Raw genomic sequence first — 25065 nt, 5'->3', positions numbered from 1 at the left:
TTAAAGATTCAGACGTACTTTACACAGACGTTTGGGTATCTATGGGTGAACCAGACGAAGTTTGGGAAGAACGTATCAAATTATTGAAACCTTACCAAGTGAACCAAGAAATGATCGAAAAAACTGGCAATCCCCATGTTATTTTTGAACACTGCTTACCTTCTTTCCACAACACTGACACAACAATCGGTAAACAAATCGAGGAAAAACACGGCTTAAAAGAAATGGAAGTCACAGATGAAGTCTTCGAAGGCAAACACTCTGTCGTATTCCAAGAAGCTGAAAACCGTATGCACACTATCAAAGCTGTGATGGTTGCGACTCTAGGAGATATTGGGTAATTCAATTCCACTTTATAAATAAAGAAATGCCATGGTAATGGGAATCAATCCCTACCATGGCATTTTTATTTTAGACTACCCTCAGTCTTATTTATCTGTTTTCTCTTTCTTATTAAAACGTCTTGCGATAAACCCTAAACCAAACAATGTCAACAATGAACCCAATAACGGCATTGATGATGTTTCATTGCCTGTTTCAGGTAATGCTTGTTTATTAGTCTTACTTTCTTTTTTATGAGTAGAAGTTTTAGAGTTTAAAGTTGTTGCTTTTTTATCTTGAACATCTTTTTTCACTGATTTAGCTTTCACATTTTTTGTGTCATTTTGCGTAGTGATTTCATCAGTGCCTTCTTTTGATGTTTCATTGTTTTCAACAGTAGCTTCATCATTTTCTTCCGCTTCTTTAGACTCTACTACTTTATCTTCTTTAGAAGGAGAACTTTCAGTAGACGTTTCTTCTTTTTGTTTTGTTTCTTCCACTGGTTCTTTCACAACTGGAGTCTCTGATCCTGTTGATGTAGTTTCTGCCTCTGATACCTCTGGTGTTGGTTCTTCTACCGGTTCCTCTGTTACAGGTGTTGTTGGCGTTTCGGCATCTGGTTTTGTTGGTACTTCAGACACTTCTTCGACTGGAACTTCCGGCTCGGCCGGTGTTGCTTCTTCCGCCGGTTCCTCTGGTGTTACTTCTGGTGTCGGTTCTGTTGGTGTTTCTGGTTCCGGTTCAGCCGGTACTTCTGGTGTTACCTCTGGTACAGGTGTTATCGGTGTTTCTGCCTCTGGCTCGGCTGGTACTTCTGGCACTTCTTCGACTGGAACTTCCGGTTCTGTCGGTGTTGCTTCTTCTACCGGCACTTCTGGTGTTACCTCTGGTACAGGTGTTATCGGCGTTTCTGCCTCTGGCTCGGCTGGTACTTCTGGCACTTCTTCGACTGGAACTTCCGGTTCTGTCGGTGTTGCTTCTTCTACAGGTACTTCTGGCGTTACCTCTGGCGTCGGTTCTGTTTCCGGTTCTGCTGGCACTTCTGGAACCTCTTCGACTGGTACTTCCGGCTCGGCCGGTGTTGTTTCTTCCACAGGTGCTTCTGGCGTTACCTCCGGTGCTGGTTCTGACGGTGTTTCTGCCTCTGGCTCGGCTGGTACTTCAACTAACACAATTTTACTTTCAACTGTATCAGATTGATTATCCGCTAAATCTTTAGCATATACTTTCACAGTTTCATTACCTACAAGAGATAGTCCATCTAGTAATTCAACATTCCAATTACCTTCTGCATCTGCTTTAGTTTCTAAAATTTTACCATTAGCTAATACTACAAACACATTTGAGTTAGCTTCTGCAGTACCACTTATAACTTGATCAGTAGATTTAATTTCATTCACAACAGGTGCTTTTGGTGCCACAGTATCTTTCACAGTTTGTGTCGCCTCTGACGATTTGTTGTTCGCTACGTCTGATGCCACTGCTTTGATTACTTCATTATGTGCTAATGGAGTTTCTAGTGTAGTTGTCCAAACACCTTTATCGTCCGCCTTAACTTCTGCAGTTTTGCCGTTTGGTAATGTCAATGTCACTGTGCTCAATGGTTCGCTTGTTCCGCTTACCACTTTGTCTCCCGCTTCAATTGTGTTAATTGTAGGAACTGCTGGAACTACTGTGTCTTTTACTGTTTGTGTCGCTTCTGGCGATTTATTGTTTGCGACGTCTGATGCCACTGCTTTGATTATTGCATCATGTACTAATGGTTCGGCTAATTCAGCTGTCCATTTGCCACCTTCATCTGCTTTTACTTCTGTTGTTTTACCGTCTGGCAACGTTAACGTAACTTTGCTTAATGGTTCACTTGTACCACTTACTTTTTTATCTCCCGCTTCAATCGTATCGATTGTCGGAACTGCTGGAACTACTGTATCTTTTACCGTTTGTGTTGCTTCTGGTGATTTGTTATCTGCTACATCTGTTGCTACCGCTTTGATCACAGCATCATGAGCTAATGGTGTTTCAAGTGTAGTTGTCCAAACGCCTTTGTCATCTGCCTTAACTTCTTTAGTTGTGCCATCCGGTAATGTTAAAGTCACCGTACTTAATGGTTCGCTTGTGCCGTTTACTACTTTAGTTCCTGCTTCGATTGTGTTGATTACCGGTGCTGCTGGAACTGTCGTGTCTTTCACCGTTTGCGTTGCTTCTGGTGATTTGTTGTTCGCTACATCTGACGCCACTGCTTTGATCACTGCATCATGTACTAATGGATTTTCTAATTCTGTTGTCCACTTGCCATCTGCATCTGCCTTAACATCTTTAGTTGTCCCATCTGGCAACGTTAATGTCACTGTACTCAATGGTTCGCTTGTGCCGTTAACCACTTTGTCTCCCGCTTCAATCGTATCAATTGTCGGAACTGCTGGTGCTGTTGTATCTTTTACTGTTTGTGTCGCTTCTGGCGATTTGTTATCTGCTACATCTGTTGCCACCGCTTTGATCACTGCGTCATGTGCTAGTGGTTCGGCTAATTCTGTTGACCATTTACCTTCTGCATCTGCTTTAACTTCAATAGTCTTACCATCCGGTAATGTTAAAGTTACCGTGCTCAATGGTTCACTTGTTCCATCCACTACTTTGGCTCCAGCTTCGACGCTGTTAATTACCGGTGCTGTTGGTGCTGTCGTATCTTTCACCGTTTGTGTCGCTTCTGATGATTTGTTGTTCGCTACATCTGATGCGATTGCTTTGATCACTGCATCATGTACTAATGGTTCGGCTAATTCAGCTGTCCATTTGCCACCTTCATCTGCTTTTACTTCTGTTGTTTTACCGTCTGGCAACGTTAACGTAACTTTGCTTAATGGTTCACTTGTACCACTTACTTTTTTATCTCCCGCTTCAATCGTATCGATTGTCGGAACTGCTGGAACTACTGTATCTTTTACCGTTTGTGTTGCTTCTGGTGATTTGTTATCTGCTACATCTGTTGCCACCGCTTTGATCACAGCATCATGAGCTAATGGTGTTTCAAGTGTAGTTGTCCAAACGCCTTTGTCATCTGCCTTAACTTCTTTAGTTGTGCCATCCGGTAATGTTAAAGTCACCGTACTTAATGGTTCGCTTGTGCCGTTTACTACTTTAGTTCCTGCTTCGATTGTGTTGATTACCGGTGCTGCTGGAACTGTCGTGTCTTTCACCGTTTGCGTTGCTTCTGGTGATTTATTATCTGCTTCGTCTGAAGCTACTGCTTTGACCACTTCATTATGTGCTAATGGTGTTTCTAATGTAGTTGTCCAAACACCTTTATCATCTGTATCGACTACTTTAGTTGTACCGTTTGGCAATGTTAAGGTAACTTTACTTAACGGTTCGCTTGTACCACTTACTGTCTGACTACCAGCTTCAATTGCGTTAATCACTGGTACTTTAGGAGCTACTGTATCTAATGCTTTGACTGAAATTGTTTCAGATACTGTACCGTGTTTTCCAGTCGCATATACCTGTGTAACATCGTTATGTTCTAAAGATGTCCCCTCTGGTAATTGCGTTGTCCACAATCCATCTTTTCCAACTTCTACTTCTGCCTTTTTACCATTCGCAAAAGTTAGTGTAATTGTGCTTTCCGGCTCACCTTTACCGCTGATACTTGTCGCACCTGCTTCTACCTTGTCCACAGTTGGTGCATCAACCTGATAAACCGCAACTAATGGATTTAAAATTTGTAGCAATTCTTCCTTAATCGCAGGATCAGCATATTCAACTCCTGTGAATACATTAAATAATTCTCTACGATAATCTCTTTCAGGATGATTTTTAATTTCTTCTGCTACGTGTGTTACATCTTTTCTGATTTCTTCATCATAACGACGGTTTGCGTCTGCTTGCGTTTCCCCGTCTACAATAAACCCTTTATCAGTCAGTGTATAAGTTAACGTTTCTTTTTCAGTATTTTGTTTTGAAATCGCTACATTATCTTTATTTTCATTTCTAACTAACACACGACGAGCCGCCGGTTCACGATGACGAACGATAACTTTATCGCCATATTCTAAATCGAAAGTTTGAAGTTCTGATGCAAGACTTTTGTTCCCAACTAACGTTCTATCTAATACAGTCGTACCATCTGCTTTTTGAATAGTTACATGTGCATATTCATCAGTGAAGTATAAATGTGGTTGTCCTGGACTTTGTTTATACGTTACTTGTTTAGTATCTGGATTATAGTTGACTGTAGCCATTTCCCAGTTACCTAGTCCTCTTAGTGAAATGGTTTGTGTAATGTTGTTTTGAATATCGTCTTTTTTAGGATAATCAACTGTCGCTTGGTTATTGCCGCCTTCTCTGACTACAAGGTTTTCACTTTCAGGTAATGCATCTGTTGTTGAAAGAGGTGCAACAATTTTATATACACCCGCACGTAAGTTAGAGAATACAGCTTTACCATCTACAACTTCTGCACTCGCAATTTCTTGTGTGCCTTCCATCAAACTTACTTTGACGTTATCTGGTAAGACTTGTCCGTTTAAGTTCACACTCACTTGCGCATCTTCATGAATTGTTGTATCAGCTAAATCTGATGATTTTACAAGTTCATAAATCGTAGATAAACCTAATTTATCTTTAATACGTTGTTGTTCTTCTGAATTAGTAATCAACGCCGCTAATGGATAGGTAAATGTATTGTTGTAAGTGTCTAAATCATCTTTTAATGATTGCGGCATTTTCACTTTGTATAAATCAAAGTAAGCTGTACCATTAACACCATTATCTGCTAACCAATAAGTTGTAATCCATCTTGGTACATCTTGTTCAAATGGTTTACCTGCTTTGCCCATATCCGCTTCTTCTTGACGAATACCTTTCCACATGTCCGAGAAGCCTTCAATGCCAGTTAAACGCACCATTTTTGTCATGAAATCAAGACTGCCGCGGAAACCTGCATTATAGAAATTCATTCTTCCATCCATTACGCGATCATGGAAATCTTTCTGCATGCTTTCTTGTCTGCCTTCATAAGCCCAGCCATCTTTGACACCCATGATAGTTGTCTGGTATTGATTGGCTAAAATGTTGTTTTCAATTTCAATTAAATTCATTTTAGGATCATACGTCATTGCGCCATCGTAACCATGACCAACTTCATGTAGCGCTAACCAACCTCTTTCAAGATAACCTGACATAGATGGGTTGTTTGAGCCCATGTTGTTTGTGGAGTAATAAGCAAGACCTGGTCCATGAGCATCCGCAATCGTAAAGTATTTTTGGCCTACATTATAGTGGACTGAATTAATGTCATCATTTAATCCAACCCATTTATCATAATGATTAATAACATCTTCGTAATAACCGATCATGTCATCTAAGTTCATAAAGCCCCATTGTCCTGGGTTTTGACCTAAGTTTGCGATGCGTTCACGGTCTACATTCGGTACTAAGAAAGCAATTTTATCGCCATCTACATAACCATAACTTGTATTACGAGCAGCCCAATCTGCATCGAACGCTGCTTTATCTCCACCTTTATGGTAAGTTGGCAGTGTTACGCCAGCGTTATCTTCAACATAGTATTCTACGACTGGTTTTTTAGTTAAACCTGTTGGAATACGTACGAAGGCACCACTATCCATAGTTGTAGAGATTTGAGTCCAACTGCCATCTCTAGAAACAGTCGCATTACGAACCGTTTGTCTATCATTAGTCATTAAATCTACGCGTAAATCTTCTTCATTACTACCTTGTGCTTGTCTGATATAGAGCTTTTTATTTTGCGGTACAATCAAGCCTAAGCTTTCTCTTGCTTGATAAATTCCACGTTGCATTTTTGCCGTTCTTGCAGCCTCTGATTTTTCATATACAGGAATCTCTTTCGCATAAACTTGCTCATTAATTCCTTCGATTTTATCAACAGGGTGTGCATTCGCAGCAGGTGCTGGTGCACTTGTATTCGTAATTGGTTGAGCAGGTGCTTCTGTCGTTGTCGTATCTGTAGTAGCGGCAACTCTTGTCTCAATTTCAGCTTCTGCAGGTTGAACAGCCGGTTCTGATGGCGTAACAGTAGTAGCCTTAACTTCAGTTGCCGCAGGTTCTTGTGGAGTATCTGTCGCTGGTTCTATTGCTTTTTGTGTATCTACTTTCGGCGCATCAGTTTGCGTTGTTTCTGCTTCTTTAGGTTGTGGCGCTGTTACAGGTTCAGGTTTGGTTGCTGTTTCGCTTGTTTGGTTATCAACAGAAGGTTGTTGAATCGTAGTGTCTTGTGGAGTAGAAGTATCATTCACTGTTTCGTTTGTTGACGTAGGAACGGTTTCATTTGTTTGTGTTTTTGTTGACTCCGCAGTTGCAGTGTCACCGTTTGTTTCTGGTTGTGTTGTAGGGTTTACAACAGCTGTGTCAGTGTTTTCTGCAGCTTGTGCTTGTTGATCCAGGGATGTATAAACTAATGTTCCAAATAGAACTGAAGCAATCCCTGCGCTAAATTTTCTAATGTGGTATTTATTTCGTAATTCTTTATCGAATAATACATCGTGTTGTCGTTTTCTAGGCATTAAATGTTTCACTTCTTTCATGTGTAATTGTTCTACACAATTCTATCATTAATTTTTTGGAAGATGTAAAAAAATTTATTGATTTACACAAGTTTTACTAAAAATTTTAAAACCTTTTAAAATAGATAACTTTCGACACACTTTTCAAAGCACTTGTGTTTAAAGCGTTTTCAACACAAAACAAAATCAATTAAAATAACTATCAATTCTCATACCAGTTTAAACATAGTAAAGGAACTCATTTTACTAGACTTATATTTCTTTGAAAATGTACAACATAAAATATGAAAAACTTAGGATATTGTTCTATTTCAAAACAGAAATCCCTTTATCGCTTTATATAATATGCTTGATATTAATACATACAAAAAACACGCCCTCAACTCAGCATAATCATATGCTTTGTTTAGCGCGTGTTTTTTAGTTAGTTGTTTATTTACTTAATTATACGTTGAATCTGAAGTGTACAACATCGCCGTCTTGCATGATGTAGTCTTTACCTTCTAAACGCATTTTTCCTGCTTCTTTCGCACCTTGTTCACCGTTATTTTCAACATAGTCGTCATAACTTGTTACTTCAGCACGGATGAAGCCGCGTTCAAAGTCAGTGTGGATGATACCCGCACATTGTGGAGCAGTCATACCTTTTTTGAATGTCCAAGCACGTACTTCTTGTACACCTGCTGTGAAGTATGTCGCAAGACCTAACAAGTTGTATGTGCTGCGGATTAAACGGTTCAAGCCAGGTTCTTCGATACCTAAGTCTTCTAAGAACATGTCTTTGTCTTCGTCATCTAATGTCGCAATTTCTTCTTCAATTTTCGCACTGATGACAATAACTTCTGAACCTTCTTTGTCAGCGTATTCTTTAATTGTTTGAACTTTTTCGTTATCCGCTTCATTCACTTCATCTTCACCAACGTTTGCGATATAAATCATTGGTTTTGAAGTTAATAATTGCGCTTGTTTCACATATTTCGCATCTTCTTCATTGAATTCTAAGCTACGAATCGGTTCGCCATTTTCCAATGCTTCTTTAATACGTTCTAAAATACGTACTTCATTCAGCGCATCTTTATCTTTTTGACGAGCCATTTTTTCAAGACGTGGTAAACGTTTGTCTACAGATTCTAAGTCTGCAAGTACTAATTCCATATTGATAACTTCAATATCATCTAGTGGATCTACGCGACCAGATACGTGTGTCACGTTATCATCATCGAATGCACGAACTACTTGACAGATTGCATCTACTTCACGGATATGAGATAAGAATTTGTTTCCTAGACCTTCACCTTTTGAAGCACCTTTAACAATTCCTGCAATATCAGTGAATTCGAATGTTGTAGGAAGTACTTTTTTAGGATTAACGATATCTGCTAAAGCATCTAAACGTGAATCCGGAACTTCTACAATTCCGACGTTCGGGTCAATTGTAGCGAACGGGTAGTTTGCCGCAAGTGCACCCGCTTTTGTAATTGCGTTAAATAATGTAGACTTTCCGACGTTTGGTAAGCCTACGATACCAGCTGTTAAAGCCATTAGTCATTCTCCTTCTCTTGTGTATCATGTGATACAAGTATTTTCTTTAATTTTTTATTAAACTCTGTACGAGGCATCATAATACTTCGATTGCAATGTTCGCATTTAATTCTGATATCTGCACCCATACGAATTATTTTAAATCGGTTTGCGCCGCAAGCATGCGCCTTTTTCATCTCTACAATGTCATTCAGACCATACTGAGCTGCCATTTACAATCCTCCATCATTATGAATTCTTATTACTGAGATTTTTGTCCATTAAACTGCATCATAATAGGGGTTGGTGATTTAATTCCTTCTTGGTTCAAGAAGTTCGCAACCTCTTTACGTAAGATACGAGCGCCTGGCACAGTATTATTCGGTGTTGTTTCTGCCGCTATTTTCATGATATAAGCATTACCTGTTAAGTCCTCAATACCAAGAATTTCAGGTTTTGAGACAAAGATAAAGTAATTGGAATGTAAGGATTCTAAGAAGTCTTTCAACTTACTTTCTACCTTATCGACATTCTCTTCCATCGCAATCGGTACTTCTATCAATGCTTTACCGTTACTGATTGAGAAGTTGGTAATCTCTGACATGACACTATTCGGCAATACGGTCAACTCGCCGGTATACGCATGTATACGTGTTGAGCGGATACCGATAGATTGAACTGTACCTTCTGTAATAGGTGCACCGTTCAAGTTGATTTTAACATAATCTCCCACATCAAATTGATTCTCGAATATAATAAAGAACCCTGTAATGATGTCTTTGACAATGGTTTGTGCACCAAAGCCGATTGCTAGACCGACTACACCAGCTCCGGCTAATAATCCTGTGACACTAATTCCGAATTTACCTAATATCGTTGTTAATACAATAAACCATACAACATAACGCACAATATTCTTTAACATCGCACTTAATGTATGAGATCGTTTTCGACCATGTGCGTTGCGGTTTTGTAGTTTAAAGAACTGATCAATCGACTTATTGACTAAGTTGATAATAATCATCGCAACGACTACGTAGATGATAATCATGATGAGCTTGTTGAGTATCATTGCGTACGTCTCAGGTTTCGTAAATGGTTCAATGAGTGAGTTGAAAACACCTTGCATTGTATTCCAAAACGTATTCAAAAGATCGTCCTCCTGTCATTTCACAACAATTATATATTTTACCATGAATACAACATAATTTCTTATGTTTCACTGTGTAATTGTTGAATCAAACGCTTAAATTCTTCTTCTGATTTGAATTCAAAGGTGATTTGGCCTTTATTACGCTTAGTTGTAATGGCTACATTGGTACCAAAGCGTTCTTTAAGCAAGCGTTCCTGACGTTCAATCATACGTGGTTTCTTCGTCTTTTTCTTAGCATCAGTGCCTGAACTATGTGATGTCAGTTCTGCAATGTATTGTTCTAAATAACGCACACTCCACGCTTCTTTCATGACTTGTTTAGCGATTTGTTTCATTTTGTTTTCGTCTTTTAATATCAATAATGTACGACCATGTGCACCTGATAATTTACCGTCTTTTATCCATTGAGCGACAGCAGACGGTAAGTTCAATAATCGCAACATGTTGGCGATATAAGGACGAGATTTACCTAAGCGTTCAGCTACTTCTTTTTGCGTGATATGTAAATCATCCATCAGCTTACGATAACTTTCCGCTTCTTCAATCGCATTCAAATCTTCCCGCTGTAGATTCTCTATAATCGCAAGTTCCATCATCTCAGCATCAGACATCTCTTTGACTATCGCTGCTACTGTAGTTAAACCTGCTAAATGAGAGGCTCTGAAACGGCGTTCACCCACTACAATATGGTAACCTTGAACCGTTTTGCGTAAGATAATCGGTTGTAAGACCCCATGTTCACGAATAGATGCTGCGAGATCTTCTAATCTTTCTTGATCAAAATGTTTTCTAGGTTGATAAGGATTCGGACGAATTGCATCTAAATCGATGTATTCTACCTGTCCATCGTGCTCATTTGTTATGTCACGCACGTTCCAGTCACCTCACTTTCGTCACTAAAATAGTGTTACATTTTTAATTTTCGCTCCTCTCTTATTGTAAGGAAAATCAAGAACGCAATAAAGGAATTTTCATTCCGATTTTGAAAAATAACTGCTGAAAAATGGCTTGTTTCAAAAAAATTTTAAAAATTTTTCAGCACCGTTCAACCCTTGATACGCTTATGTTTCTCTTATTTTTAATTGTCAGTAAAAACCTACTATTCTGAAAATTCTGTTGACAAACAAAACAGAACCAATATACAATGTGGTCATCAACAAAAAACAAATCTTTCTTCACGAAAGAGAAACAAATGAATATCGTCTTGAAACACGATAATAAGGAAAGTAGAACTTACACTGCTGACACAGAGAGCTTCTGTCCGCTGAAAGGAAGCACAGAAAGAAAGTTTGAAAATGGCCTTGGAGTGGTGGTGTCGATATGAGGCATCAACGGGGGCGCCCGTTATAGCGCTACAGTATTAACATTTTTGCATAATGGCGTACTGGAATGACGCACACGTTATTGTTATTTACAGCAACAGCTGATACATATAACGGAACCGACCTTCAGTAGCTGCCATGAACAGATTTAGCGTACTGGAAGAGGTTGCTTTAGCAATAAAGCAGCGAATTAAGGTGGTACCGCGAAGCTCAAGCTTTCGTCCTTTACATCCGAATCTTTTTCGGGTTTAAAGGACGGAAGCTTTTTTTCGTGGTCAGCTTCCCTCCTTAGTTCCAGAACTTCCGCAGCCAAAAGCAATCTCAATAACTAAAGGAGTGTATATGTATGTCACTATCATCAGAAACAAATTTAATTAAGTACCATCAATTCCCGCACATTTTAGCAGCCAACCCGCCACTTTATGACTCATCGACTTTCCCGACAGCATTGATTGGTTCAGAGGTCCCTTACGATTATGCAAGATCAGGCCATCCGAACCGAGCATTGTTAGAAGAAAAGCTTGCAGCACTTGAAGATGCCGAGTACGGTATCGCTTATAACTCAGGAATCGGTGCAATTTCAGCAGTATTCTTCTTACTGAAATCTGGAGATCACTTAATTATTCCAAATGATGTGTACGGCGGCACATACCGCTTATGCGAACATGTTTTACCAGGATTCAATATCGAAGTCACAGCAGTAGATACGACAGACCCATTAGCAGTTGAACAAGCAATTCAAGAAAATACGAAATTAATTCATCTGGAAACACCGTCAAATCCATTATTTAAAGTGACAGATATTCAAGCCATAGCGGATGTCGCAAAGAAACATAACATACTTGTTTCAGTCGATAATACATTCTTAACACCCCTATCACAAAAGCCATTGCATTTAGGTGCTGACATCGTAATCCATAGTGCTACTAAATTCTTAAGTGGACACAGCGACTTAATTGCAGGAGCAGTTGTAACGAACAACGCGGAAGTTGCAGAATCATTACAATTCTTGCAGAACACTTTAGGAAGCGGATTATCAGCTCAAGACAGCTGGACACTGACAAAGCATCTTAAAACGCTTTACGTACGATGGAATCAATCAGTGAAAAACACTGAAAAGATTGTTGAATTCTTAAAATCACGTCCTGAAATTACTGATGTATATTACCCAGGAAATGATGAAATCAATCAACGCCAAGCTGAAAATGGCGGTGCAGTACTCGGCTTCAGATTAAGCGAAGCAGAAAAAGTACCGACATTTGCGAAAGCATTAAAAATACCGCAAATCGCAGTCAGCCTAGGCGGTATTCAAACTATCGTCTCTCATCCAGCCACAATGTCACATGCTTCTGTTCCAGAAGATGTGCGTAACGAACGCGGAATTACGTTCGATCTCTTGAGACTGAGTGTGGGCTTAGAAGACCCAGACGAGTTGATTGCAGATTTTGAAGCAGCATTGGAGGAAGCATACTATGAGCCGGTTTCTACAAACTTTGAGCAAGAACGTATTAGTAGCTGACGGTGCAATAGGAACGATTCTCTACTCTGAAGGGATCGATACTTGCCCTGAAGCATATAATCTTACACATCCGAAGAAAATAGAACAAATTCATCGATCTTACATTGAAGCTGGTGCGGATGTCATTCAAACCAATACTTACGGTGCCAACTTCGAAAAGCTTCAAGCTTTCGGATTAGAACACCAAGTAAGAGACATCACACGCGCCGGTGTCAGAATAGCGAAACAAGCAGCCAATGAAGACACGTTTATCTTAGGAACTGTCGGAGGTTTTAAAGGCGTGAAACAAAATGACTTGTCGCTATCGACGATTTTGTATCACACAGATATTCAAATTGAAACACTGATTGACGAGGGTGTTGACGCACTCCTCTTTGAAACTTATTACGATTTAAACGAACTCTTGCAAGTGATCAGAGCGACGAAGAAAAAGTACAATATTCCAGTTATCGCACAACTAACCGCTTCAAGCACCAACTACTTGCAAGACGGAACAGAAATTAACGAAGCATTAAAACAAGTTGAAGCAGAAGGCGCAGACGTGATCGGCTTGAATTGCCATCATGGTCTGCACCACATGCAGCAATCTTTCACACACATTGAGATTCCGCAACATGCGATTCTCTCATGTTACCCGAACGCAAGTCTCTTAGACTTTGAAGATTCTACAATTCATTACAGCGACAATGCTTCTTACTTCGGTAAGATTGCTGAAACACTGGTCAAAGAAGGCGTTCACTTAATCGGAGGTTGTTGCGGTACCACACCTGAACATATCCGCTTCATCAAGCAAGCGGTTGAAGGTTTAAAACCGACTTTAGAAAAGAAAGTTATTCCGATTAGAAGAAAAAGCAATTACCCTTCTATTCCAGTTAAAAAGAATAACTTAACAACTAAAGTCAAAGCTGGTCCAACAGTTATCGTTGAACTGGATACACCAAAACACTTAGATACAACGAAATTCTTTGCGAACGTCACAAAACTAGACAAAGCGAAAGTCGACGCGATCACACTTGCAGATAACTCACTCGCAACGGTACGCGTCAGCAACATCGCAGCAGCTAGTATTATTAAGCAGAATTACAACATTGAACCGCTGGTCCACATTACCTGCAGAGACAGGAACTTAATCGGTTTACAATCTCACTTACTTGGCTTATCACTGCTCGGTATTAACGAGATACTCGCGATTACAGGTGACCCATCTAAGGTGGGGCATCTGCCGGGTGCGACGAATGTTTATGATGTGAATTCAAGAGGATTGACTGAACTCGCTGTTCGTTTCAACCAAGGACTTAATATTGACGGCGGCGCATTGAAAACTAAAACGAACTTCAATATTGCCGGTGCGTTCAACCCGAACGTCCGCAAGATGGAAGCAGCGGTGAAACGCTTAGACAAAAAAGTAGACTGCGGTATGAGTTACTTTATTACACAGCCTGTCTACACAGTGGAGCGTATTCAAGAAATTGCTGAAAAGACAGCACATCTTGATACCCCATTCTTTATCGGTATCATGCCAATTACAAGCTTTAGAAACGCAACATTCTTACACAATGAAGTACCTGGCATTTCATTGCCAGATGAAATATTAGATCAGTTCGAAGCGGTTAAAGATGATAAACAAAAAACCAAAGAACTGAGCTTACGCATCTGTCGCAACTTGATAGATGAAATAATCAAACACTTTAATGGACTTTATATTATTACACCATTTGAACAAGTAGACTTTTCACTCGAACTTACACATTACTTTAAAAAACAAACTGAAAAAAATCAGGAGGCAATAATATGACAATTACAACAGCTAATATCGGATTCCCACGTTTAGGACGCAAGAGAGAATGGAAGAAAGCAATCGAAAGTTACTGGGCAGGCAAAACAAATTATGATGAATTAACAACTACGTTAAACGACCTGCACAAAGAAAATTTATTACTACAAAAACACTACAGCATTGACAGCGTACCTGTTGGTGACTTCTCATTATATGACCATGTATTAGACGTATCATTATTATTCAACATCATCCCAGAACGTTTCCAAGGCCAAGAAGTCAACGATGATTTGTTATTCGATATCGCACGTGGTACTAAAGAAAACGTCGCAAGTGCCTTAATTAAATGGTTCAACACAAACTACCACTATATCGTACCTGAATGGGACAACGTAGAACCTAAATTAAACCGTAACGTCTTATTAGAACGTTTCGAATTCGCTAAACAATTAAACGTGAATGCACACCCAGTGATCTTAGGTCCTGTAACATTCGTTCAATTATCACGCGGTGGAGATCAAACATTTGAAGAAAAAGTTGAAGCATTGCTTCCATTATATAAAGAAGTTTTACAATCACTTGTTGATGCAGGTGCTGAATACATTCAAATCGACGAACCTGTATTAGTAACTGACGATGCAGAACAATTACAAGATATTACACGTCACGTCTATGAATACTTCGACAAAGCAGGATTAGCTGATAAATTAGTCATTCAAACTTATTTCGAACATGTAGACTTAGACTTTGTGAACAGCTTACCTGTTAAAGGTTTCGGTTTAGACTTCGTACATGATGGCGGTAAAAACCTTGAACAAATCAAAGCAGGCAAATTATCTAAAGACAAAGCATTATATGCAGGTATTATTGATGGCCGTAACGTATGGGCTGCAGATATCGAAGCGAAAAAAGAATTGATTGAAACTTTAGAAAACTATACAGATAAGTTAGTTATCCAACCATCATCTTCATTACTACATGTTCCTGTATCATTAGATGATGAAGAACTAGATGAATCAATTGAAGAAGGTTTAAGCTTCGCAACTGAAAAATTAGACGAATTAGACGCATTAAAACGTGTCATCAACAATAACGACAGTGAAAAATACGACAAATTAAAAGCAGCTTACGAACGCTTCCAAAACCAAGCATTCAAAAACCTTGAATATGACTTTGACAGCGTACGTACACAACGTGAATCAGCATTCCCTGAGCGTAAAAAAATCCAAGATGCACGCTTAAAATTACCAGAATTACCAACAACAACAATCGGTTCATTCCCACAAACAAAAGAAGTTCGTAAAAAACGTGCTGACTGGAAAAACCAACGTATCAGCGATGAAGAATATAACCAATTCTTACGCGATGAAATCGCACGCTGGATTCAAATCCAAGAAGATATCGGCTTAGATGTATTCGTACATGGTGAGTTCGAACGTAATGACATGGTTGAGTTCTTCGGTGAACGTTTACAAGGCTTCTTAGTTACAAAATACGGTTGGGTTCAATCATACGGATCTCGTGCTGTTAAACCACCAGTGATTTATGGAGATGTTAAATGGACTAAACCAATCACAGTGGAAGAAACAGCTTATGCGCAAAGCTTAACTGACCACCCTGTAAAAGGTATGTTGACAGGTCCTGTAACTATCTTAAACTGGTCATTCGAACGTGTAGACATCCCACGTCACGAAGTACAAGATCAAATCGCTTTAGCTATCAATGAAGAAGTTTTAGCATTAGAAGATGCAGGTATCAAAATTATCCAAGTAGATGAACCAGCATTACGTGAAGGTTTACCATTACGCTCTGAATACCATGAAGAATACTTGAAACAAGCGTTACGTTCATTCCGCTTAGCAACGTCTTCAGTGTCAGATGCGACGCAAATCCATACGCATATGTGCTATTCTCAATTCGGCGAAATCATCCATACTATCCACGACTTGGATGCAGATGTTATCTCAATCGAAACATCACGCAGCCATGGTGCTTTAATCAAAGACTTCGAGGATGTAACATATGATTTAGGTATCGGATTAGGTGTATATGATATTCACAGTCCACGTATTCCGACTGAAGAAGAAATCACAGTCGCAATCAACCGTGGTTTACAAGAAATCGACCGTTCATTATTCTGGGTTAACCCAGACTGCGGTTTGAAAACACGTAACGAAGATCAAGTAAAAGAAGCATTAACAGTATTAGTTTCAGCAGTTAAAAAATTAAGAAGCAAAGAAGGACAAGAAACAGCTTAATTCACTTGTCATGAGTGGTTTACGAGTGAGCCTGCAGTCTTAAAACTCACTCGTAAATACACTTATTATCAGCCCTACAATTTTAAGCAGTCATGAGGTGTTTATAATGAGTTATCCTTTATGGGATCAGCTGAAAAGTCTAAAAGAAAGTGAATGGGTGGATTTAACCCATACCTTTGACACAGACAGCCCACATTTCAGCGCATTAGAAGCAGCATATATTGATACAATCAGTACCGTTGCAGAAGATGGTTATTTTGTACAAAGATGGAGTGTTGCCACACAATACGGCACACATATCGATGCCCCCATCCACTTTGTCGAAAACAGAAGATATTTACATGAATTAGATTTGAAAGAATTAGTGTTACCGCTTATCGTACTTGATTACTCTAAAGAAGTTGCGGAAAACCCCGATTTCCGTTTAACGCGCGAGCATTTACTTGAGTGGGAAGCACAACATGGTCGAATCGAACCTGATACGTTTGTCGCATTCCGCAGCGATTGGTCACACCGTTGGCCGAATGTGGAACAATTTGAGAATAAAGATGCTGAAGGTAACCCTCACGCACCCGGATGGGCACTCGATGCATTACAATTCTTACTTGAAGAACGCGACGTACGTTCAGTCGGTCATGAAACATTCGATACAGACGCTTCCGTTGATGTCGCAAAACATGGCGACTTGATTGGTGAACGTTATGTACTCGGACAAGACACGTACCAAATTGAGCTCCTAACGAATTTAGACCGCCTTCCAGAACGAGGCGCAGTGATTTATACAATATGTCCAAAACCGGCAGATGCGCCAGGATTCCCGGTCCGCGCATTTGCGATTAAGCCAAACGCATAATCATGGACCCGCGATCATCCATGACATGCAGCCATTATTAAATCTTAAAAAACGAAACTCCTTTAAAAGTTATGAATAAATACAATAAAAGTTGGCTACATTGCCCTGGGTCCACAGGAATTGGGGCAATGAATCGCCACTGTTCTTAACCCGATAAGAACAATTCTTTTCATAAACGTTACTATTTTGAACCCGATACAAAATAGTAAGTAAATTCCGATTACCCACTCTCCCGATAATGGGTAATCACTATACTCCTTTTTACTACTTATAAAAAAGCACTGAATATAAAGTACATGTCCCACCACCCCGTGAACAAAAAACTTTATATTCAGTGCTTCATTTTGTTTAAAAGATAATAAATAATAGCCGATTGTGTTAGAGCACAACCGACTATCTCATAAGCCTAAGTATAATATGGCTTAGACCATACGCCTAACATTTTTACACTCAGCTACTTTCCACAGTTCCTGAGTGTTTTTTATTACAGTAATATTTTAAAACTTTTTACAATCAATAATATACCTATAAACATCTCTATGATAACGTTATGAGGGATTTTATTTACTACTTAAATAAAAGATTATTCTTTGTACATCGCACTAAGTGATTTCAACCGCTTCGCCGCTTCATCTAATTGTTCATCCTCTAACGCAAGAGACACCCTTACATAATGACGACCATTCTCACCAAATGGAATACCTGGCGCTACTAAAATAGATTGATCTTGAAGTAAGAACTCCACAAACTGTTCTCCGTCATATCCTTTTGGTGCTTTCAACCATAAGAAGATACCACCTGTCATAGGTTCGTAAGGAATATTACCTTCATCTAAAATCGCAGTGAAACGATCGCGACGCGCTTTAAAAACTTCACTTTGTTTATCTAAGAAATAATCATAGTTATTAAGCGCAAATGTCGCCGCATCTTGAAGCGCACCAAACATACCCGCATGGTGATGTGTATGATATTTCTTCAATGCTTGAATCACATCTTTGTTGCCGACTGCGAAACCGACACGATAGCCAGACATATTATAGCCTTTAGACAGTGAATACACCTCGATTGCGACTTCTTTACCTCCAGCTGTTTGTAAAATACTCGGATTTTTATGGTCAAAACCGAACGCTGCATAGGCAAAATCATGTACAATTTTCGTTTGTGTACCTCTGAACTTTTGAACTACATCATCAAAGACATCTTGTGTAACAGTTGATCCAGTCGGGTTATTTGGATACGTTAAATAAATCAATTTAGTCTGACTTAAGACTTCCCCTGGTACTTTATCAAAGTCAGGTTGATAATATGGCGGTTCTAACTCTAACGCATAAGGTTTCGCATCTGCGAACAACACCCCTGCTAGGTAATCTGTATAACCCGGGTCTGGCAATAAGACATAATCTTCAGGGTTAACGATACAGTTCGGCAAACCAACTAATCCATTCTTTGTGCCATATAAAATACAGACTTCATCATCTTTGTCTAATTCGACATTATATTGTCGTTTATAGAAATCAACAATTGCTTGTTTAAAACTCTCTTTACCATGAAACGCACCGTATTTCTGGTTTTCAGGCACACGTAATGCGTTCGCAAATTCATCGACAATGCCTTTAGGCGTTTCCCCATCTGGGATGCCTACTGCCATATTGATGAGAGGAAGCGGACCATGTTCTATCTTTCTCCCCATTGTTTTTCCGAAATAACTATCTGGTATCTTCGCTAATCTTCTTGAAATCACCATTTAAGTTCCCCCTTTGTTTGATACGCCTATTAAAAAAGCTATATATCACCTATAAGCGACATATAGCTTTCTATGTATATGGCACCTATCTTTCAAGTTATACTTGTTGGATGTAGCACAGTCAGATTCAATGGTTGAATCTTCTGTTGCTGAAGCGTCATCGGGCCAATTCCCTCTACTTCTCTAGATAAGTTTTAATGACTTCTATTGTACTAAAAATTCTGATATTTATCAATTTAAGTTGAAATGAAAAACTCTACAGCTCACTAAAAGCCGTAGAGTCACTATTTATTATTCAGGTTGTCCTTTAGAATCAAATTTTTCCACTGAACCATCTGCTTTTACAATGTATGATCCTGCTAAATCACCCGATTTATCCACAAATGAGAAGCCCCAGCTTCCATCACTCTTTTGTTCAGGTTCTTTATACGTATACGTGCTTGTATCTAGTTTGTGGCCTTCATATTCTTCTACTTTATCAATTACATTCGCACGTGTGACTTTACCTTCAGAAGAAGATGAGCGACTTTCAGAGCTTGAATTACTATTACTTTCTTGTGCTACTGATTGTGCATCTTGATTTGTGATTCGGATTAAATTTGCCACTTGTTTAAAGTTCGGTTCATCTTTGTATTGTTTATATAGATCTTTAAGGTTATAAACTGCTCCCATGTTTGCTAACTGTTGATATGGATTGATACCTTGTGTCCCTGATACCAACACTTGTGTATCACTCACACCAATAACTGCCGCAAATGGACCTTTAGAATTAGTTGTGCCATAAATCACCATATTTTGAGGTTTATTAGTTACGATTTCAGAACTACCTGTATAAAGTGTTAACTGTTGAATTTCTCGTTGTCGCGAACCTCCATTCGTATTTTGAACATAACTATGGTTTAATAATTCATTTGCTGTCACTGTAAATTCAGCTGTTTTAGGTGCGTATAACGCCAAAGCGACTTTTTCTTGCGGTGTCAGTTGGCTGATAGCTTGTTCTGTTGTTTGTTTATGAGTATGTGACTTCTCATGTTTTGTTGTTTGTTCATGTTGTGTGTTTTCTTTTTTCTCTGCTTTTTGATGATTTGCTTTCTCTTTTTCTTCGTGTTTTTTCGTATCTTCTTGTTTTTCATTTGAGCCGCAACCTGCCAGTAATATTGAAAGTGCTGCAGCGGTAGTCAATACATGTTTAAATTTCATAGATAGCTTGCTCCTCTTTGTATATTTGAATATATAATTTCATTATATAGAAGATACGGGACACATATTGTCCTAAATTAAAAGAAAGTAATCGAGTTAAGTATGATTATTTATTACTCTTTCAAAAGACACTCTGACAATTTTAATTTAAAAGTTTAAATAAAGAGGATTTTTTACCATAAGTAGCCGATCCTACCAAATACAAAAGTTCTGCAGTATTATACTGCAGAACCAAGTACTACTCTGGTGGCGTACCAAAGTTATCTAGTTTTTCTACTTTTCCATCTTTATCAACTGAATAATTATACTGTGTATGTGTTTCTAAATTTCTAAAATTAACAGTCCATGTATGATCCAATGTGTAATCATCAACGAAATGTCTTTTAGGAGGCCCATTAAATTCATATTTTCGTGGATCTAGTTTATGTCCTATATATTCTTCTACCTTGTGTATTGCAACTTGACTATTCATGTTACCATCTGGTGTATATACATCACCAGGACTTAACTTTCTTCTTTGTTTATTATTTGAAGTAGCATTATCTGTTTCTTTAGAAGAAGATGCATTATCACTCTCTGGATTTCTCACTGATTCGCTTACTTTAACCAAACTTACGACCTTTTTAAAGTTTGGATTATGACCATATTGTTTGTATAAATCTTCTAAGTTATAGATATGAGTTCCACGTTCTTTTAAAATTTCATCATAAGTCTTAGGACTTTGACTACCTGCAATAATAATCTGGTTTCCTGTAAAACCAAATAGCTCAGCAAAGTTTTGCTTAGTTTCTTCAGGTTCATAAAATTTTACGTTTTGTGGCACATCTGTAATTCTTTCAGGTAACATTTTATTTAAATGATACTCTTGAATAGATTGTTTTGTTGCCTTATCGCCTAACATCTTACCAAGATCTACACCATGCGTATATCTTATATATGAATGATTCAATAACTCATCAGCTGATATCATATAGTTTGTTTTTTCTTGTGGTAAAAACATTGCTAATGCTATTTTCTCATTAATTGTTAATTGGCTGACTGTCTTCTCTATTTGTTGCGCATCTTTGTTTGCTTCATTTTCTTTTTTGGAAGTTGATTTGTGTTCGCTTTTTTTATTATCCGTTTTACTTTTTGCTTCTTGCTTTGCAGAATCATTTTGTTTTTCATTGTGACTGCATCCAGCTAATAAAAGGGTTAAAACTGCTGCTGAAGTAAATAAATGCTGTAATTTCATAGATGTCTTAATTCTCCTTCACTTTCAATATCTCATCCTTTTCTATTATATACAAAAAGCTATTAGTTGTTCACTTTTTATTTAAGAAAATAAAAAACCACTCGCAACGAGGCGAATGGTTGTTAACGTTTATATACTCTGATTTTAATTTCTAAATAATCATCGTGGTCGCGTTCTTTTTGTTCGACACGGATTCCACTTTGTTCGATAGTTTCAAAGCTGTTTTGTAGAGTTTCGCGTGCTTTCGTCAAATCTTTGGCGAATTGAAGCGGCACAGCTTTAACTTTTTCAGGTCCTACTTTGGCTTTGACTCTCGCTTCTGTTTGTTTCACGTTCAAGTGTTGATCAATAATAATTTGGACCATTTCTTCTTGTTCTTCGTGAGATAAACTTAACAAAGCACGTGCGTGACGTTCTGTAATCTTGCCTTCTGAAAGTTTCGTAAGCACTTTAGGAGCAAGTTTCAGTAAACGCAGCTTGTTTGCGATAAAGCTTTGGCTTTTACCGACACTTTGCGCTAATTCACTTTGTGTCGTGTCTCCAAGCTCTAACAGTTTCTGATAGGCTTCTGCTTCTTCAACTGCTGATAAATTCTCACGTTGAATATTTTCTATTAAAGCGACGACTGCTGTTTCTTCATCCGTCATATCACGAATAATCACATCTGCATAAGCCATATGAATACTGCTCATAGCTCTGAAGCGACGTTCCCCAGCTATGATTTCATACATTCCTTCTTCAATCGGTCGTACCACAATCGGTTGTAGCAATCCATGTTCTTGGATGGATTCCGCAAGTTCATTAATCTTGCTTTGATCAAAGACTTGTCTTGGTTGATAGCGGTTCGGCACAATCTTTTCAATTTGAATTGATTCAACATGATTATTGCGTTCATCTTCAGTAGCGCCTGTCATTTCTTCATCTTTATTTGTTAAACCGAATAGTTTAGAAAAAGGCTTTTTCATTCCGCAATCTCTCCCTCTAAATATAATTATATACTAATATTTATTTTTATTTTAGTAAAGGAGATTTGTTAGGCGTTCCGGCTTTTCTCGGATATTTCTTAGGCGTTTTACTACGCTTTTCAATGATGATAATTTGGCGCTCACCTGCATCTTCAGGCAATTCAAAAGTTTCAACCGCTTCGACTCTGCCGCCGAAGACCCCAATCGCAAAGCGTGCTTCTTCTAACTCTTCTTCACCTTTAGAAGACTTCATCGCTACGAAATGGCCGCCTGTTTTCACTAACGGCAAGCATAACTCACTTAACACTGTCAGACGTGCAACTGCACGTGCTGTCACAATGTCATAAGACTCCCGGTTGTCTCCACGCGTATTACCAAAGTTCTCTGCACGTTCATGTACAAAGCTGACACCTTGTAACCCTAAAGCATCGGCAAGATGATTTAAGAATTGGATACGTTTATTCAACGAATCTACAATTGTCACTTTTAACTGTGGAAAGACAATTTTTAATGGGATACTTGGGAACCCAGCACCTGCACCTACATCACAGATACTAAGTTCTTTTGTCATATCCACATAAAATGCGGCAGTAATTGAATCATAGAAATGTTTCAAATACACTTCTGATTCATCTGTAATGCTTGTTAAGTTCATTTTTTCATTCCACTCTACAAGCATTTCATAATAAGTTTGAAACTGTTGTTTTTGTTGGTCGTTCAATGTAATGCCATGTGTTTCTAGCTTGTCAGCCAACCATTCAACACTCATCTATTTCACCCTTTCAAGCTTACCTTGTTCTAGATAAATCAGTAAAATTGAAATATCAGCAGGGTTAACGCCTGAAATACGTGACGCTTGTGCAATGTTCAATGGTTTAACTTCTGCTAATTTTTCACGTGCTTCACTTGCTAAGCTGTCAATTTTACTATAGTCCAAGTCGTGTGGAATTTTCTTTTGTTCCATACGTTTTACTTTTTCTACTTGTTGTAATGATTTATTGATATAACCTTCATATTTCGTTTGAATTTCAACTTGTTCTTCAACGTCAGCTGGAATTTGATGTTCTTCTTCTAAAATATCAAGAATCGATTGATAATCCATTTCTGGACGACGTAATAATTCAATTGCTAAGATACCGTCTTTTAATGGAGAACCGTTGCGTGATTTAATCACAGATTGTGTGTGTTCATTCGGTTTGATACGAATGTTAGATAAACGATCGATTTCTGCTTGGATTTGATCGCGTTTTTCATTGAAACGTGCATAACGTTCTTCTGAAATTAAACCTAATTCATGACCTAGGTCAGTCAAACGTAGGTCTGCATTATCATGACGTAATAATAAACGATATTCTGCACGTGATGTTAATAGACGGTAAGGCTCATTTGTACCTTTCGTAATCAAGTCATCAATTAAGACACCGATATAAGCATCAGAACGGCTTAATACTTTTTCGCCTGTGCCTAATACACGACCTGCAGCATTAATACCAGCCATTAAACCTTGACCAGCCGCTTCTTCATAACCTGAAGTTCCGTTAATTTGACCTGCAGTGTATAAGTTTTTGATTTTCTTAGTTTCAAGTGTCGGCCATAATTGTGTCGGTACTAATGCATCATATTCAATCGCATAACCAGCACGCATCATGTCTGCTTTTTCTAAACCAGGAATTGTTTGTAGCATTTCACGTTGTACATGTTCTGGCAAGCTTGTTGAAAGACCTTGAACATATACTTCGTTCGTATCACGACCCTCTGGTTCTAAGAATAATTGGTGACGTGGTTTATCATGGAAACGCACATATTTATCTTCAATAGATGGGCAGTAACGTGGGCCTTTACCTTTAATCATACCTGAGTACATCGCTGACAGATGCAAGTTGTCATCAATCACTTGGTGTGTCTTATCATTTGTATAAGTTAACCAGCATGGTAATTGATCTAAGATATATTCAGTTGTATCGAAACTGAATGCACGACCTACATCGTCGCCTGGTTGAATTTCTGTTTTATCATAATCGATTGTTTTTGAGTTTACACGTGGCGGTGTACCTGTTTTGAATCGAACGACTTCAAAGCCAAGTTCACGTAAGTTATCCGCTAGTGTAATAGATGGTAATTGGTGGTTAGGGCCACTTGAATATTTCAAGTTACCTAAAATAATTTCACCACGTAAGAAGGTACCTGTTGTGACGATAACGGCTTTTGAACGGTATTCTGTACCGATATTCGTACGGACACCTTTAATTTCGTCATCTTCAATAATTAATTCATCTACCATCCCTTGCATGATATGCAAGTTTTCTTCATCTTCTAATACACGTTTCATTTCACGTTGGTATAAAGCTTTATCTGCTTGTGCACGTAATGCACGTACTGCAGGTCCTTTACCTGTGTTCAACATACGCATTTGAATATGCGTTCTATCAATAGTTTTAGCCATTTGACCACCGAGTGCGTCGATTTCACGAACGACAATCCCTTTAGCGGGTCCCCCTACTGATGGGTTACATGGCATAAAGCCAACGTTATCTAAGTTAATTGTCAACATCAATGTGTTGGCACCGCGTCGTGCAGAAGCAAGTCCTGCTTCAATACCGGCATGCCCAGCACCGATGACAATTACATCATAATCCAAAGCCATACTTTGTCCTCC

General features: G+C 38.6%; 15 protein-coding genes, 1 pseudogene, 1 riboswitch and 1 other annotated feature. Of the genes and pseudogenes, 5 read left to right on the top strand and 11 right to left on the bottom strand.

Features of this window, described 5'->3' with window-relative positions; all coding sequences use genetic code 11:
- Positions 1–341, top strand: a pseudogene (locus BU038_RS01625) (ornithine carbamoyltransferase); the annotation flags it as partial.
- A gap of 87 nt (positions 342–428) precedes the next feature.
- On the opposite strand, the gene BU038_RS01620 reads toward BU038_RS01625, so the two are convergent.
- The 5 genes from BU038_RS01620 to BU038_RS01600 all read right to left on the bottom strand — a co-directional run bounded on the left by BU038_RS01620 (position 429) and on the right by BU038_RS01600 (position 10409).
- Positions 429–6884: an Ig-like domain-containing protein gene (locus BU038_RS01620; RefSeq protein ID WP_107604513.1), complete on the bottom strand. Its 6456-nt coding sequence runs from the start codon at positions 6882–6884 to the stop codon at positions 429–431.
- Between the two features lie 423 nt (positions 6885–7307).
- Positions 7308–8405, bottom strand: coding sequence for a redox-regulated ATPase YchF (gene ychF, locus BU038_RS01615; RefSeq protein WP_107604512.1), 1098 nt, complete (start codon positions 8403–8405; stop codon positions 7308–7310).
- The gene (locus BU038_RS01610; RefSeq protein ID WP_002480311.1) at positions 8405–8617 is read right to left on the bottom strand and encodes a DUF951 domain-containing protein; all 213 of its coding nucleotides are present in this window, start codon (positions 8615–8617) and stop codon (positions 8405–8407) included. Before BU038_RS01610 ends, ychF begins: the two co-directional genes overlap by 1 nt.
- 29 nt (positions 8618–8646) lie before the next feature.
- Positions 8647–9513: a mechanosensitive ion channel family protein gene (locus tag BU038_RS01605; RefSeq protein WP_182676002.1), complete on the bottom strand. Its 867-nt coding sequence runs from the start codon at positions 9511–9513 to the stop codon at positions 8647–8649.
- Positions 9514–9596: 83 nt separating this feature from the next.
- Entirely contained in the window at positions 9597–10409 is an 813-nt protein-coding gene (locus BU038_RS01600; RefSeq protein ID WP_107604510.1) for a ParB/RepB/Spo0J family partition protein, read from the bottom strand.
- Positions 10410–10742: 333 nt separating this feature from the next.
- Positions 10743–11088, top strand: a binding site (T-box leader).
- Positions 11089–11205: 117 nt separating this feature from the next.
- Here BU038_RS01600 and BU038_RS01595 point away from each other — a divergent pair.
- From BU038_RS01595 to BU038_RS01580, 4 genes are all read left to right on the top strand, one after another.
- Positions 11206–12378, top strand: coding sequence for a trans-sulfuration enzyme family protein (locus BU038_RS01595; protein ID WP_107604509.1), 1173 nt, complete (start codon positions 11206–11208; stop codon positions 12376–12378).
- Positions 12332–14173 carry a bifunctional homocysteine S-methyltransferase/methylenetetrahydrofolate reductase gene (locus BU038_RS01590; protein ID WP_107604508.1) on the top strand — a complete coding sequence of 614 codons (1842 nt, stop codon included), beginning with the start codon at positions 12332–12334 and terminating at the stop codon, positions 14171–14173. The genes BU038_RS01595 and BU038_RS01590 overlap by 47 nt, the downstream gene beginning before the upstream one ends.
- Positions 14170–16413 carry a 5-methyltetrahydropteroyltriglutamate--homocysteine S-methyltransferase gene (gene metE, locus BU038_RS01585; RefSeq protein WP_107604507.1) on the top strand — a complete coding sequence of 748 codons (2244 nt, stop codon included), beginning with the start codon at positions 14170–14172 and terminating at the stop codon, positions 16411–16413. Before BU038_RS01590 ends, metE begins: the two co-directional genes overlap by 4 nt.
- Before the next feature lie 103 nt (positions 16414–16516).
- A complete protein-coding gene (locus BU038_RS01580; protein ID WP_107604515.1) occupies positions 16517–17266 on the top strand; it encodes a cyclase family protein in 750 nt (249 codons plus the stop codon).
- A gap of 583 nt (positions 17267–17849) precedes the next feature.
- Here the strand turns inward: BU038_RS01580 and BU038_RS01575 are convergent.
- From BU038_RS01575 to mnmG, 6 genes are all read right to left on the bottom strand, one after another.
- Entirely contained in the window at positions 17850–19010 is a 1161-nt protein-coding gene (locus tag BU038_RS01575) for an aminotransferase class I/II-fold pyridoxal phosphate-dependent enzyme (protein WP_057510716.1), read from the bottom strand.
- Positions 19011–19092: 82 nt separating this feature from the next.
- Positions 19093–19204: riboswitch (SAM riboswitch) on the bottom strand.
- A gap of 97 nt (positions 19205–19301) precedes the next feature.
- Entirely contained in the window at positions 19302–20210 is a 909-nt protein-coding gene (locus BU038_RS01570) for a hypothetical protein (RefSeq protein WP_107604506.1), read from the bottom strand.
- Positions 20211–20448: 238 nt separating this feature from the next.
- Entirely contained in the window at positions 20449–21444 is a 996-nt protein-coding gene (locus BU038_RS01565) for a hypothetical protein (RefSeq protein ID WP_107604505.1), read from the bottom strand.
- A gap of 122 nt (positions 21445–21566) precedes the next feature.
- On the bottom strand, positions 21567–22409 hold the full coding sequence (gene noc / locus BU038_RS01560; RefSeq protein ID WP_070625486.1) for a nucleoid occlusion protein: 843 nt from the start codon (positions 22407–22409) through the stop codon (positions 21567–21569).
- Between the two features lie 46 nt (positions 22410–22455).
- Positions 22456–23178 (bottom strand): 16S rRNA (guanine(527)-N(7))-methyltransferase RsmG, encoded by a 723-nt coding sequence (rsmG, locus tag BU038_RS01555; RefSeq protein ID WP_002480300.1) that lies wholly within the window; start codon positions 23176–23178, stop codon positions 22456–22458.
- Positions 23179–25053 (bottom strand): tRNA uridine-5-carboxymethylaminomethyl(34) synthesis enzyme MnmG, encoded by a 1875-nt coding sequence (gene mnmG, locus BU038_RS01550; protein WP_107604504.1) that lies wholly within the window; start codon positions 25051–25053, stop codon positions 23179–23181. It lies immediately after the preceding gene.
- Between the last annotated feature and the right edge of the window lie 12 nt (positions 25054–25065).

Origin of the sequence: Staphylococcus simulans, from assembly GCF_003043455.1 — a bacterium.
Taxonomy (GTDB): domain Bacteria; phylum Bacillota; class Bacilli; order Staphylococcales; family Staphylococcaceae; genus Staphylococcus; species Staphylococcus simulans_A.
Note: the sequence above shows the minus strand (reverse complement) of the source record. Positions and strands in the feature narration are given on the sequence as shown.

Bases quoted from the DNA above. Each gene is read 5' to 3' on its own strand.
- BU038_RS01620 (WP_107604513.1), bottom strand. From the start codon at position 6,884: ATGAAAGAAGTGAAACATTTAATGCCTAGAAAACGACAACACGATGTA.
- ychF (WP_107604512.1), bottom strand. From the start codon at position 8,405: ATGGCTTTAACAGCTGGTATCGTAGGCTTACCAAACGTCGGAAAGTCT.
- BU038_RS01610 (WP_002480311.1), bottom strand. From the start codon at position 8,617: ATGGCAGCTCAGTATGGTCTGAATGACATTGTAGAGATGAAAAAGGCG.
- BU038_RS01605 (WP_182676002.1), bottom strand. From the start codon at position 9,513: ATGCAAGGTGTTTTCAACTCACTCATTGAACCATTTACGAAACCTGAG.
- BU038_RS01595 (WP_107604509.1), top strand. From the start codon at position 11,206: ATGTCACTATCATCAGAAACAAATTTAATTAAGTACCATCAATTCCCG.
- BU038_RS01590 (WP_107604508.1), top strand. From the start codon at position 12,332: ATGAGCCGGTTTCTACAAACTTTGAGCAAGAACGTATTAGTAGCTGAC.
- metE (WP_107604507.1), top strand. From the start codon at position 14,170: ATGACAATTACAACAGCTAATATCGGATTCCCACGTTTAGGACGCAAG.
- BU038_RS01575 (WP_057510716.1), bottom strand. From the start codon at position 19,010: ATGGTGATTTCAAGAAGATTAGCGAAGATACCAGATAGTTATTTCGGA.
- BU038_RS01570 (WP_107604506.1), bottom strand. From the start codon at position 20,210: ATGAAATTTAAACATGTATTGACTACCGCTGCAGCACTTTCAATATTA.
- BU038_RS01565 (WP_107604505.1), bottom strand. From the start codon at position 21,444: ATGAAATTACAGCATTTATTTACTTCAGCAGCAGTTTTAACCCTTTTA.
- noc (WP_070625486.1), bottom strand. From the start codon at position 22,409: ATGAAAAAGCCTTTTTCTAAACTATTCGGTTTAACAAATAAAGATGAA.
- rsmG (WP_002480300.1), bottom strand. From the start codon at position 23,178: ATGAGTGTTGAATGGTTGGCTGACAAGCTAGAAACACATGGCATTACA.
- mnmG (WP_107604504.1), bottom strand. From the start codon at position 25,053: ATGGCTTTGGATTATGATGTAATTGTCATCGGTGCTGGGCATGCCGGT.